We start from the raw sequence: 13,036 nt of genomic DNA on the forward strand, positions 1-13,036 counted from the left end.
CTCAGGCGGCGTTCTTGAGTTTCGGGTCCAGCGCATCGCGCAGGCCGTCGCCCATCAAGTTGATTGCCAGCACGCTGAGCAAAATGGTCAAACCAGGCAGGCTCACCACCCACCAGGCGCGTTCGATGTAGTCGCGGGCCGAGGCCAGCATGGTGCCCCACTCAGGGGTTGGCGGTTGTACGCCAAGGCCGAGGAAGCCCAACGCAGCGGCATCGAGAATCGCCGACGAGAAGCTCAGGGTCGCCTGCACGATCAGCGGCGCCATGCAGTTGGGCAGCACGGTGATGAACATCAGGCGTGGCAGACCAGCACCGGCCAGGCGCGCGGCGGTCACGTAGTCGCGGTTCAGTTCGCCCATCACGGCGGCACGGGTCAGACGCACGTAGGACGGCAAGGACACCACAGCAATGGCGATCACGGTGTTGATCAGGCCAGGGCCGAGGATGGCGACGATCGCCACCGCCAGCAGCAGCGACGGCAGGGCCAGCATGATGTCCATCAGACGCATGATGGTCGGGCCGATCATCTTCGGGAAGAAACCGGCGAACAGACCGAGGAGGATCCCCGGAATCAGCGACATCACCACCGACGACAAGCCGATCAGCAGCGACAGGCGCGAACCCTGGATCAGACGCGACAGCAGGTCACGCCCCAGTTCATCGGTGCCGAGCAGGAACTGCAACTGCCCGCCTTCCAGCCACGCCGGCGGCGTCAGCAGGAAGTCACGGTATTGCTCGCTCGGGTTATGCGGCGCCACCCATGGCGCGAAGATCGCGCAGAAGATGATCAGCAGCATGAACATGAGGCCGGCAACTGCGCCCTTGTTCTTGGAGAAGGCTTGCCAGAATTCTTTGTACGGCGACGGGTACAGCAGGCTTTGATCCGCGGTGGAAGCAGCGGTGGCTACTGAGGATGTTGGAGTGCTCATGGTTATTGACCTCAGCGCTGATGACGGATGCGTGGGTTGGCAAAGCCGTAGAGGATGTCCACTACGAAGTTGACCAGAATCACCAGGCAGGCGATTAACAGGATGCCGTTTTGCACAACCGGGTAGTCCCGGGCGCCGATGGCTTCGATCAGCCATTTACCGATGCCGGGCCAGGAGAAGATGGTTTCGGTCAGGACCGCACCGGCCAGCAGGGTGCCGACTTGCAGACCGACCACGGTGAGTACCGGAATCAGCGCGTTACGCAGACCGTGGACGAACACCACGCGCGATGGCGACAGGCCCTTGGCCTTGGCGGTGCGGATGTAGTCTTCGCGCAGCACTTCGAGCATCGACGAGCGGGTCATCCGGGCGATCACCGCCAGCGGAATGGTGCCCAGCACGATGGCGGGCAGGATCAGGTGATGCAGCGCGTCGAAGAACGCACCGACGTCATCGGCCAGCAGCGTATCGATCAGCATGAAGCCGGTGCGTGGCTCGATGTCATAGAGCAGGTCGATCCGCCCGGAAACCGGGGTCCAGCCCAGGCTTACCGAGAAGAACATGATCAGGATCAGGCCCCACCAGAAGATCGGCATCGAATACCCCGCGAGGGAGATGCCCATCACCCCGTGGTCGAACAGCGATCCTCGCTTGAGTGCCGCGATCACCCCGGCCAGAAGACCGAGAATGCCGGCGAACAACAGGGCGGCCATGGACAGTTCCAGGGTCGCCGGGAAGAGGGAGGTGAACTCGGTCCATACGCTTTCACGCGTGCGCAGGGATTCGCCGAGATCGCCTTGAGCCAGTTTGCCGATGTAGTCCAGATACTGGGCATACAGCGGCTTGTTCAGACCTAGGCGTTCCATTGCCTGAGCGTGCATTTCGGGGTCGACCCGACGTTCGCCCATCATCACTTCCACGGGGTCGCCCGGAATCATGCGAATCAACGCGAAAGTCAGCAAGGTGATGCCGAAAAACGTGGGGATCAACAACCCCAGTCGGCGGGCAATAAAACTAAACATCGTGTGTGGTACCTCATCAGCCGGTTAGGCGTGCCCGGCCTCCCTGGGGTCAGGGAGGCCGGGAGTTTCTTATCTACTTCACCTGGGTGGTGGCGAAGTTATTAGTGGTGAGAGGGCTGATGTGATAGCCCTCTACATTGTTACGCATTGCGGTAAACATCCTGGTGTGGGCCATGCTGATCCATGGCTGATCCTGATTAAACAGCACTTGCGCCTGTTCGTAGAGCTTTGTGCGTTCGGCCGGATCAACTTTAGCCCGTGCTTCATCCAGCAGTGCCTGGAATTTCTCGTTGCACCAGCGAGCATAGTTCTCGCCATTTTTTGCCGCCTCGCAACTGAGCATAGGCGTCAGGAAGTTATCCGGGTCACCGTTGTCGCCCGCCCATCCGGCCGAGACCATATCGTGTTCGCCGGCCTTGGCGCGTTTAAGCATTTCGCCCCATTCCATCACACGGATGTCGATCTTGATCCCGACTTTCGCCAGGTCAGCCTGCATCATCTGTGCGCCGAGCATCGGGTTGGGGTTGGTCGGACCGCCGCCGTTACGGGTGAACAGGGTGAAGGTGGTGCCTTCCGGAACCCCGGCTTCCTTGAGCAGGGCGCGGGCCTTGTCGAGGTCGCGTGGCGGGTTCTTCAGGTCGTGGTTGTAGCCGAGCAGGGTCGGCGGGTACGGGTTGACCGCGACCGACGCATTGCCTTTGCCGAACAGCGCGTTGACATAGGCTTCCTTGTCGAAGGCAATGTCGATGGCCTTACGCACACGCACGTCGCTCATGTACTTGTGCTGGGTATTCATGGCGACGTACGAGACGGTCATCGCATCCAGTTCATCGACTTTCAGATTGCTGTCTTTCTTGATGCTCGGGATGTCATCCGGTTTCGGATACAGGGCGATCTGGCACTCGTTGGCCTTGAGCTTTTGCAGGCGTACGTTGTTGTCGGTGGCGATCGCCAGGATCAGCGCGTCAGCCGGCGCCTTGCCACGGAAGTAATCCGGGTTGGCCTTGAAACGCACCTGCGCGTCTTTTGCATAACGCTGGAAGATGAACGGGCCGGTGCCGATCGGCTTGTTGTTCAGGTCGCCGGTCTTGTTGGCCTTGAGCAACTGGTCGGCGTATTCGGCCGGGTAAATCGAGGAGAACGCCATCGCGATGTCGGCCAGGAACGGCGCTTCGCGGCGGGTCAGGGTGAACTTGACGGTGTTGTCGTCGACTTTTTCGACGTTTTTCAGCAGTTCCTTGAAGCCCATGCTTTCAAAGTACGGGAAGCCCACGCTCGACAGTTTGTGCCACGGGTGATTCGGGTCCAGCTGACGCTGGAAGCTCCAGACCACGTCGTCGGCGTTCATGTCGCGGGTCGGCTTGAAGTATTCGGTGGTGTGAAACTTGACGCCTTTGCGCAGGTGGAACGTGTAGGTCAGGCCGTCTTCGCTGATGTCCCAGGACTCGGCGAGTGCCGGGATCACTTCAGTGGTGCCGGGCTTGAAGTCAGCCAGGCGATTGAAGATGGTTTCGGCCACAGCGTCCGCCGTGACTGCAGTTGTGTACTGGACCATATCGAAGCCTTCCGGGCTGGCTTCGGTGCAGACCACCAAGGGTTTGGCCGAGACGCCGACAGCGACACTCAGCAACGCAGCCGCGATGGCCGCACGTAGGGGAAGCATTTTCATCGATAACCCTCTGCAATCGGTTGAAGACAAAAAGCCGAACGGCCGACTCATCATGAGTCAGCCGTCGGCTGGCGTTTTTTACAGGATGTTGAATGGAATCGTGGTCACGAGACGGAACTCGTTGATGTTGCCGTCAGCCTGATTCTCGCTGGCGCGGTGCGTGGTGTACGTCGCGCGAATTGCGGTGGCTTTGAGCGGGCCGCTTTGCACGGCGTAGGAAGCGCCGATGCCGTATTCGTAGTGAGTTTCGCCGTCCATCAGGCTCAGATCGCCGCGCTTGGCGCCCGGGTCGGTGTAGGCAGTACCACGGTAGTGAGTACCGTCGATGCCCCAGCCGCGAGCCTGGTAGATGTTGAACTTCAGGCCTGGCACACCGTATTCGGCCATGTTGATGCCGTAAGCGATCTGGAAGGACTTCTCGTTCGGGCCGTTGAAGTCCGACAGCAGGGAGTTGGCCAGGTAGATGCCGTTGGTTTCATGCAGGTAGTCGAAGTAGGTGTCGCCATTCACTTCCTGGTACGAGAAAGTCAGGCTGTGAGCCTGGTGCGCCAGACCCAGCGACAGCGAGTAGGTATCGTTGTCGATCTCGCCCATCAGCTTTTTGCCTTCGTCGACGGTCTTGTAGTAGTTCAGACCGGTGGTCAGGCTCAGGACCTGGCTGTCACCCAGTTCGTGGGTGGCGCCGAAGTAGTACTGGTTCCAGAAGTCTTCGACGTTGGAGCCGTACAGGCTGGTTTTCAGGCTCTTGAACGGCTGGTAGTTGACGCCAGCAATGTAGACCTTGTCGGTCTCAACGCCAGTGGCCGAGTACTCGGTGCGGAATTTCGACAGGCTCTGCTCGGTACGTGGCGAAACACGGTCGAAGCCACCGAGGTCGAACGACAGGTTGTTGAACTCTTCGCTGTGCAGGGTAATACCCTCAAAGCTCGAAGGCAGCGGACGGTTGCCGATGACGTCAACGATCGGGGTGCTGAAGTTCTGACGACCGGCGGTCAGCGTGGTGTTGGAGACACGCAGCTTGACGTTGGCCAGACCCAGTTTGCTCCACTGGTCGACAGCGTCGCCGTCGGAGTGCGCCAGGGTACGGTTGGAACCGCCGGCGATGTCCTTGCGGTCACGGTCCAGGACAATTGCGTTGTAAGCGGCGACTTCAGTGCTGACGCCAACGGTGCCTTGGGTAAAGCCCGAGGTGTAGTTGACGATGGTGCCTTGCACCCAGTTGATACGACGCGGGGTCGGTGTCTTGACCACTGGCGAAGTGTTCTTGTCGCTGTTTTTCACGTAGCTGAAACGGTCGTCACGACGCTTCAGTTCGTTGGCGTACCAGTTACGGGTTGTGCCGCCCAGGCTTTGTCCATCGATAAAGCCTTTGGCCTCGCTTTGGGCGCTACTGCCGGCCAACGTGGTAGGGACGAACTCCTGACTTGCAGGTTCTGCGTACGCCGTGGCGGTGACGCTGCTGATGGCCAGGGCCAGTATCGCGGTGCTGCTCAGTTTCATGGGTGAAGCTCCTTTACTTTCTTTTTATGCCGGCTTTTTTTGGTATGCCGGTTATTGGTTTAGAACTCGTTCACACATCGCAAACGTTTGCAAAAAGCCGTATTGACGAATTTCGGCAAAGCGCTTGCGTGAGGGGCTAGACAGCGCCCCCCAGCATTGCGGCTAATCATCTGGTTTAATCGATACCGACACCCGAGAACACGTTGCGACCGAACGGGCTGACTTTGAACCCTTCGATCCTGGCGCTTAACGGTTGGTTGACCGTCGAGTGGGCGACAGGCGTGATCGGCACTTGCTGTTTAAGCAATTGCTGAGCCTGCTTGTAGAGCACGGTGCGCTGCTCGCGGTCAGTGACGACCTTGGCCTCTTTGATCAGCTTGTCGTAAGCCGGATCGCACCACATGGAGTAGTTGTTGCCACCAATAGCGTCGCAGCTGTACAGCGTGCCGAGCCAGTTGTCCGGATCGCCGTTGTCACCGGTCCAGCCGATCAGGCTGATGTCGTGCTCGCCATTTTTGGTGCGTTTGATGTACTCGCCCCATTCGTAGCTGACGATCTTCACTTTCAGACCGATCCTGGCCCAGTCCGCCTGGAGCATTTCGGCCATCAGCTTGGCGTTCGGGTTATACGGACGTTGCACCGGCATCGCCCACAGGGTGATCTCGGTGCCTTCCTTGACGCCGGCAGCCTTGAGCAGCTCTTTGGCTTTTTCCGGGTTGTAAGCGGCGTCTTTGATGCTGTCGTCGTAGGACCACTGGGTCGGCGGCATGGCGTTGACGGCCAGTTGACCGGCGCCTTGATAAACAGCGTTGAGAATCCCCTGTTTATTCACCGCCATGTCCAGCGCCTGGCGCACTTCGAGCTGGTCGAACGGCTTGTGCCGCACGTTGTAGGCGATGTAACCGAGGTTGAAACCCGGTTTGGAGATCAATTGCAGTTTCGGGTCCGCCTTCAGCGCTTCAACATCGGCAGGGCGCGGGTGCAGGGTGATCTGGCATTCGCCAGCCTTGAGCTTCTGCACGCGCACCGAGGCGTCGGTGTTGATCGCGAAGATCAGGTTGTCGAGTTTGACCCGGCTCGGGTCCCAGTAATGTTTATTACCGGTGTAACGGATGTTCGAGTCTTTCTGATAACTCTTGAACACGAACGGCCCGGTGCCGATCGGCTTCTGGTTGATGTCGCTCGGCTTGCCTTCGGCCAGCAACTTGTCGGCGTATTCGGCGGACAGGATGGCGGCAAAGCTCATGGCGATGTTCTGGATGAACGCGGCGTCGACGCTGTTGAGGGTGAACACCACGGTCAGCGGCCCGGTCTTCTCGACCTTGGCGATGTTCTTGTTCAGGCTCATCCCGTTGAAATACGGGAATTCCGTGGGATAAGCCTTACGGAAAGGTTGCTGGGCATCCAGCATGCGATTAAAGGTGAACAGCACGTCATCGGCGTTCATGTCGCGGGTCGGTTTGAAGTACGGCGTTGTATGAAACTTCACCCCTTCGCGTAGGTGAAAGGTGTACTTGAGACCATCCTCGGAAATATCCCACGTGGTTGCCAGGCCCGGGACGACGTTGGTCGCGCCTTTTTCGAACTCAACCAGACGGTTGTAGATCGGTTCGGCGGCGTCGTTATCCGTCGCTGTCGTGTACTGCGCGGTATCAAAACCTGCCGGGCTGCCTTCAGAGCAGAACACCAGACTTTTGCTGGCGGCGAAACTGACGGACGATGCGGCCAACAGGCCGGCACCCAGCAGTGCGGAATAAATCAAGGTATGGCGCATGACGCTCCCTCTTTTTTAGTGTTGTTCAATGCGCCGTCGTCTCATCCGGAGACGTTTTGGCAGCATTGAGCTCAATCCAGTGCGTACGGCAAACCGGTAGCCCACGCAGACACTGGTCAGTACCCGACGGTAGGGGCCGCGGTTCTGGCAGTAAATGCGTAAATGCCTTAAAGCTCGTAGGAAAAGGCGACGCGTCCTATACCGCGGCGGTAATCCACGGCGGAATTGGCTGTAGGCAATTTCCTAACTTCCCGGCAGGTAAAACAACGGCGACGTTAAAAACGTCGCCGTTGCAATGCCTTATTTGCTGACGCTGACGCCGTAGAAGGAGTTCAAGCCGAATGGGCTGATCTTGAAGTCCTGCACGTTGGCGCGCATGGGTTGGTACACCGTCGAGTGAGCGATAGGTGTCATAGGGACTGCATCTTTGAGAACGTGTTGCGCCTGTTTGTACAGTTCGGTGCGCTTGGCCTGGTCGGTCGTGCGTTTGGCTTCTTTGACGAGGCCGTCAAACTTCTTGTCGCACCACTTGGAGAAGTTGTTGCCGCTGAGCGAGTCGCAACCGAACAGCACGTTCAGCCAGTTGTCCGGATCACCATTGTCACCGCTCCAGCCAATGATCATGGCCTGGTTCTCGCCACCTTTGGAACGCTTGATGTACTCGCCCCACTCGTAGCTGGTGATCTTCACTTTCAAGCCGATCTTGGCCCAGTCGGACTGGAGCATCTCAGCCATCAGTTTGGCGTTCGGGTTGTACGGACGCTGAACCGGCATCGCCCACAGGACGATCTCGGTACCTTCCTTGACGCCGGCTTCCTTGAGCAGCTGTTTGGCTTTCTCAGGGTCGTACTTGGCGTCCTTGATGGTGGTGTCGTAAGACCACTGGGTCGGCGGCATGGCGTTGACGGCCAGTTGGCCCGCGCCCTGGTAAACCGAGTCGATGATCTGCGGCTTGTTCACGGCCATGTCCAGCGCCTGACGTACGCGCAGGTCAGCCAGTGGGTTGGCCTCGTTGCTGCCCTTGACCTTGTCCATCACGTTGTAGGCGATGTAGCCCAGGTTGAAGCCAGCCTGGTCAGGCATCTTCAGGGATTTGTCTTCTTTCAGCGCTTTCAGGTCAGCCGGACGTGGGAACAGGGTGACCTGGCACTCGTTCTTTTTCAGCTTCTGAATACGTACCGACGGGTCGGTGGTGATAGCGAAGATCAGGTTGTCGATCTTCACATCCTCAGGCTTCCAGTAATCCTTGTTGCCGGTGTAACGGATGTTGGAGTCTTTCTGGTAGCTCTTGAACACGAACGGGCCGGTGCCGATCGGCTTCTGGTTGATGTCGGCAGCCTTGCCTTCTTTCAGCAGCTGCGCTGCGTACTCGGCGGATTGTACCGACGCGAAGCTCATGGCCATGTTCTGGATGAACGCGGCATCCACTTCTTTCAAAGTGAACTTGACGGTGTGGTCGTCGACTTTATCGATCTTGGTGATGTTGGTGTCCATCCCCATGTCGGTGAAGTACGGGAATTCGGTCGGGTACGCCTTACGGAACGGGTCATCCTTGTTAATCATGCGATTGAAGGTGAACAGCACGTCGTCGGCGTTGAACTCACGAGTCGGCTTGAAATACGGGGTAGTGTGGAACTTGACGCCTTCACGCAGGTGGAAGGTGTACGTCAGGCCGTCATCGGAAATGTCCCACTTGGTCGCCAGACCAGGAATCACGGCGGTGTCGCCGCGCTCGAACTGGGTCAGGCGGTTGAACATGGTTTCGGCTGAGGCGTCGAAGTCGGTTCCGGTGGTGTACTGGCCTGGGTCGAAACCGGCCGGGCTGCCTTCGGAGCAGAACACCAGGTTAGTCGCAGCGGATGCGAAAGGTGCGGAGGCTAACAAGCCTGCGCCGACTAAAAACGGAATGACCGCGTGTTTAAGCATGTTGGCCTCATGATTTGTTGTCATTTTTTAGTTGTGAGGTACGACCTCGTGAGTCGTGCCTGCGGATACTTATGCAGGGGCCATACCCATTGCAAGATCCAGAACGGCTGCCGGCCTCAAAGCGTGGCACGAACGTACCTTAATGTCGCATCTGTATAACTTCTGACGCATTTGACCGTTTGCGGGTGGTTTTTACGGTGCAAATGAAGCCCCAAAAAGGTGCGCTGGTCACGTTATGCGCGCCGCCTTGGGGCTTGGTGTTACTTATTTATACCCACGCCATAGAAGGGGGTAAGACCGAACGGGCTGATCCGGAAGTCAGTGACTTCCTTGCGCAGCGGCTGGAACACCGTGGAGTTGGCAATCGGAGTGATCGGCACCTGCTGTTTAAGGATCAGTTGCGCCTGTTGATACAGTTTTACCCGTTGCGCCTTGTCGGTCGAAACCTTGGCCTGTTGCACCAGTTTGTCGTAGGCCGGGTCGCACCATTTGGCATAGTTGCTGCCTTTCACCGCCGCGCAGCTGTAGAGCACGCCAAGCCAGTTGTCCGGGTCACCGTTGTCACCTGTCCAACCATAGATCATGGCGTCGTGTTCGCCATTTTTGGCGCGTTTGATGTACTCGCCCCATTCGTAGCTGACGATGTTGGCCTTGATGCCGATTTTCTCCCAATCTTGCTGGATCATCTGCGCCGACATGCGCGCATTCGGGTTCGAAGCGCGCTGCACTGTCATCGCCCAAAGGTTGATGGTTGTACCCGGCGCAACCCCTGCTTCTTTCAGTAGCACCTTTGCTTTTTCCGGGTCGTAGGGCGCGTCCTTGATATTCGGGTCATACGACCATTGCGCCGGCGGCAAGGCGTTTTGGGCCAACTGGCCGGCGCTTTGGTAGACGGCTTTGATGATCGCTGGTTTGTCGATAGCCATGTCCAGCGCCCGCCGCACTTTGAGCTGGTCGAGAGGCGCATGGGTGGTGTTGTAGGCGAGGAAGCCGAGGTTGAAACCGGCTTGTTTGAGCACGCGCAGGTTCGGGTCTTTTTCCATCACTTCGATGTCGGCCGGGCGTGGGTAGCCGCTGACCTGGCATTCGCCGGCCTTGAGTTTTTGCAGGCGCACGGCGGCGTCGGGAGTGATCGAGAAAATCAGGTTATCGATTTTGACGTCTTCGGGTTTCCAGTAGGCCGTGTTGGCGGCGTAGCGGATTTGTGAATCCTTCTGATAGCGCTTGAACACGAACGGGCCGGTGCCGATCGGCTTCTGGTTGAGGTCGGCGGCTTTGCCTTCCTTCAACAGTTGGGCGGCGTATTCGGCTGATTGCACCGAGGCGAAGCTCATGGCGAGGTTTTGCACGAACGCGGCGTCAACGTTGTTGAGGTTGAAGCGCACGGTCTGGTCGTCGAGTTTTTCTACCGATTTGATTGTGGTGTTGAGGCCCATGTCGGTGAAGTACGGGGACTCGGCGGGGTAGGCCTTGCGGAAGGCGTTGTCCGGGTCGAGCAGGCGCTGGAAGGTGAAGAGCACGTCGTCGGCGTTGAAGTCTCGGGTGGGTTTGAAGTAGTCGGTGGTGTGGAATTTTACGTTTTGGCGCAGGTGGAAGGTGTATTGCAGGCCTTCCGGGGAGATGTCCCATTTTGTCGCCAGGCCGGGTTCGATGTCGGTGCCGCCGCGTTTGAATTGGGTGAGGCGGTTGAAGACGGTTTCGGCGGAGGCGTCGAAGTCGGTGCCGCTGGTGTATTGGCTGGGGTCGAAGCCGGCGGGGCTGGCTTCGGAGCAGTAGACCAGGGTGGTGGCGGCGTTTGCTAGAGGGGCGGTTGTGGCCAGGGCCAGGGAGATCAGGAGCGGTTTCAATGTGGATCTTGGCATGGAGTCCCCGGGGAAATTGGAGGTGGTTGTTGGTTGAGATTAGCGGGGAATAGCGGGGTATCGGAAATATCGTTTTTCTCGGGGGAGTGTCTATCTCGGTATATCTGGGCGTTTTTTATTGGGTACATATCCGTTGCTTCGGTTATGGCTGCTTAGGGTTCCGCCCTTACGGCGGGTCACTTTTTCCAGGCGCCGAAAAAGTAACCAAAAAGGCTTGCTCCTACGTGCGGCCCGCTCGCTGGGGCTCGAGGTTCCTTCGCTCCGGGATCGATCCGGGCGCAGCGTCTACGGTTTGCTTCGCTGCACCTCCTCTCGCTGTGTTTGGCTGCGCCAAACGGTCGCTGCGCTCCCACGCCCGGATCAATCCCTCCACTCAGCCTTCCGACGTCGCCCGTGGATCAAGATCAAGAGCAGGCGAGCTGACACTCGGCCTATTGAGTGGTGAAGAGCGGGTGTTCGGCTTTGGTTTTGTGGTGGATTCGCCCCTCACCCCAGCCCTCTCCCGAGGGAGAGGGAGCCGATTTGTGTGTTTTTCAAAGTCTGAGTTCAACTCGGTATCGCACGTCGGCGTAGCTCTCCCAAACACCACGGTCAGTCCCCTCTCCCTCCGGGAGAGGGCTAGGGTGAGGGGCTTTTGATCTGTTCCAGAATCTGAGTTCGGCTCGGTATTTCACGTCGGCGTAACTCTCCCAAACACCTCGGTCAGTCCCCTCTCCCTCTGGGAGAGGGCTAGGGTGAGGGTTTGCTTTTGGCTGTTTAAATCTGTGTCAGATAACCAGAACCTTCCCACAAGGTTTTCAGGTTGTCCGTCGGACGTGGGCTCTCTAGTCTTTGGCTGTCGCTGAAGACTCAGCGATCGGGAGGTGAGATTCCCGGTTATTGAATTTGGAAACCTGCACAAGCCCCTCCATAATCGCCGCCAGCTCATGCTGTCAGCAGTTTTTATGGCGGCTATGTACGGGCGGACTTTTGTCCGGCCGGGTTGGTTTCCTTACCGGTAATCTCACTCCGTACATAGTTGCCACCTCATTTCTCGAGTGAGATCGGAAATGAATGGCGTCATTCGTAAGGAAATGCTCCATGGATAAAGTAATCCCCGACCCACCCCTCGAAACCCCACTCGAAGAAGCCCTCCGCGCCGAAGACCTCGCTCGAAACCGCGAAGCTATCAAACGCGCCCTCGATTTCTACCTCATCCCCGAAACCAGAAAACCGCGCCAACCCAGCACGATGTTCATGGTCTGCCCCAATGTCGACACCGAGAGCCTGCTCGCCCACGCCTGTGAGTCACTGGCCTCCGCTAGCGCCGCAGCCAGCAACTTCGCCAATGAATTGAGCGGTTTGCAGCGAAATACGGTGCTCGGTATTCAGCAGATCATCATGCTGGCTGAACTGGCGGTGAGCCGGGCGCTGGATCGGGTTGATCTACAAACCTGAGACCGCGTTATCGTTCATCGCTGGCAAGCCAGCTCCCACAGGTTTTTGTGCTGATTTTGAAATCGACGCATGACCTTGTGGGAGCTGGCTTGCCAGCGATGGCGGCGGATCGTTCGCTACAAATCCCGGGCACAAAAAAACCGCCGACCCTTCACAGATCGGCGGTTTTTTATTCAGCTCGAATCACATCACTGCATCAACACTTCAATCGAACCATCAGCGGTCATGCTGACCTGGCTCGTACCCGCTTCAACTTCCGGCGTCACCGGCGCCGAATCCATCGCCGCCGCTTTCATCATCATCGGTGCGCGCAGGTACGGTTGTGGATAACCGTTGCTGTTGAGGTTCAGGTTGACGATTTTGTAGCCCTTGCCGCCCAGTGCGTCGGTGGCCAGTTGGGCGCGGGCCTTGAAGGCGGTGACGGCTTCTTTGAGCAATTGGTCTTCGCTGGCCTTGCGGGTCGGGTCGGCGATGGCGAAGTCCATGCCGCCCATTTTCAGATCGCCGAGCAGTTCGCCGGTGAGTTTGGACAGGGCGGCAAAGTCGGCGCTTTCCAGGCGCAGTTCGGCACGTTCGCGCCAGCCGGTGATCTTCTGGCCTTTTGTGTCGTAGATCGGATAACTGTTGCGGCTGCCCTGGCGCAGGGTGATGTCTTTGACTTGCTTGGCCTGGGCCAGCGCCTTGTTCATGGTGGTACTGACGTCGGCGGCGAGTTTGGCCGGGTCGGTGTTTTGTTCTTCGGTGTAAAGGGTGACGATCATCAGGTCGCGGGCGACTTCCGTGCTGACTTCGGCGCGCAGGGAAATCTGGTTGTAGTGCAGCTCATCGGCGGCCAGCGCCGGAAGGCTGGCGATGCTGCCGACGGTCAGGGCGAGAAGGGCGGCGCTGCGGCGAAATGTGTGCATGAAAGCTCCTTGA

General features: G+C 58.3%; 9 protein-coding genes. 1 reads left to right on the plus strand and 8 read right to left on the minus strand.

What is annotated here, in order from left to right; all coding sequences use genetic code 11:
• Position 1: 1 nt before the first annotated feature.
• The 7 genes from QZR14_RS09530 to QZR14_RS09560 form a co-directional block, all read right to left on the minus strand.
• The gene (locus QZR14_RS09530; RefSeq protein WP_311996422.1) at positions 2-928 is read right to left on the minus strand and encodes an ABC transporter permease subunit; all 927 of its coding nucleotides are present in this window, start codon (positions 926-928) and stop codon (positions 2-4) included.
• An 11-nt stretch (positions 929-939) separates the two neighbouring features.
• The gene (locus QZR14_RS09535) at positions 940-1,950 is read right to left on the minus strand and encodes an ABC transporter permease subunit (RefSeq protein ID WP_007917620.1); all 1,011 of its coding nucleotides are present in this window, start codon (positions 1,948-1,950) and stop codon (positions 940-942) included.
• Positions 1,951-2,023: 73 nt separating this feature from the next.
• Positions 2,024-3,619, minus strand: a complete 1,596-nt coding sequence (locus QZR14_RS09540) for an ABC transporter substrate-binding protein (RefSeq protein WP_311996423.1) — start codon at positions 3,617-3,619, stop codon at positions 2,024-2,026.
• A 78-nt stretch (positions 3,620-3,697) separates the two neighbouring features.
• Positions 3,698-5,119 carry an OprD family porin gene (locus QZR14_RS09545; protein ID WP_250607098.1) on the minus strand — a complete coding sequence of 474 codons (1,422 nt, stop codon included), beginning with the start codon at positions 5,117-5,119 and terminating at the stop codon, positions 3,698-3,700.
• A gap of 175 nt (positions 5,120-5,294) precedes the next feature.
• Positions 5,295-6,893 (minus strand): ABC transporter substrate-binding protein, encoded by a 1,599-nt coding sequence (locus QZR14_RS09550; RefSeq protein ID WP_311996424.1) that lies wholly within the window; start codon positions 6,891-6,893, stop codon positions 5,295-5,297.
• A 300-nt stretch (positions 6,894-7,193) separates the two neighbouring features.
• Positions 7,194-8,819: an ABC transporter substrate-binding protein gene (locus tag QZR14_RS09555; protein WP_311996425.1), complete on the minus strand. Its 1,626-nt coding sequence runs from the start codon at positions 8,817-8,819 to the stop codon at positions 7,194-7,196.
• Between the two features lie 260 nt (positions 8,820-9,079).
• Entirely contained in the window at positions 9,080-10,681 is a 1,602-nt protein-coding gene (locus QZR14_RS09560) for an ABC transporter substrate-binding protein (RefSeq protein ID WP_311996426.1), read from the minus strand.
• A gap of 1,080 nt (positions 10,682-11,761) precedes the next feature.
• Here QZR14_RS09560 and QZR14_RS09565 point away from each other — a divergent pair.
• The gene (locus tag QZR14_RS09565) at positions 11,762-12,118 is read left to right on the plus strand and encodes a DUF6124 family protein (protein ID WP_311996427.1); all 357 of its coding nucleotides are present in this window, start codon (positions 11,762-11,764) and stop codon (positions 12,116-12,118) included.
• A 188-nt stretch (positions 12,119-12,306) separates the two neighbouring features.
• Here QZR14_RS09565 and QZR14_RS09570 read toward each other — a convergent pair whose 3' ends face one another.
• Positions 12,307-13,023: an SIMPL domain-containing protein gene (locus tag QZR14_RS09570; RefSeq protein ID WP_064119337.1), complete on the minus strand. Its 717-nt coding sequence runs from the start codon at positions 13,021-13,023 to the stop codon at positions 12,307-12,309.
• Between the last annotated feature and the right edge of the window lie 13 nt (positions 13,024-13,036).

The sequence above is a fragment of the Pseudomonas sp. rhizo66 genome (genome assembly GCF_031931925.1).
In the GTDB taxonomy this organism is placed as follows: Bacteria; Pseudomonadota; Gammaproteobacteria; order Pseudomonadales; family Pseudomonadaceae; genus Aquipseudomonas.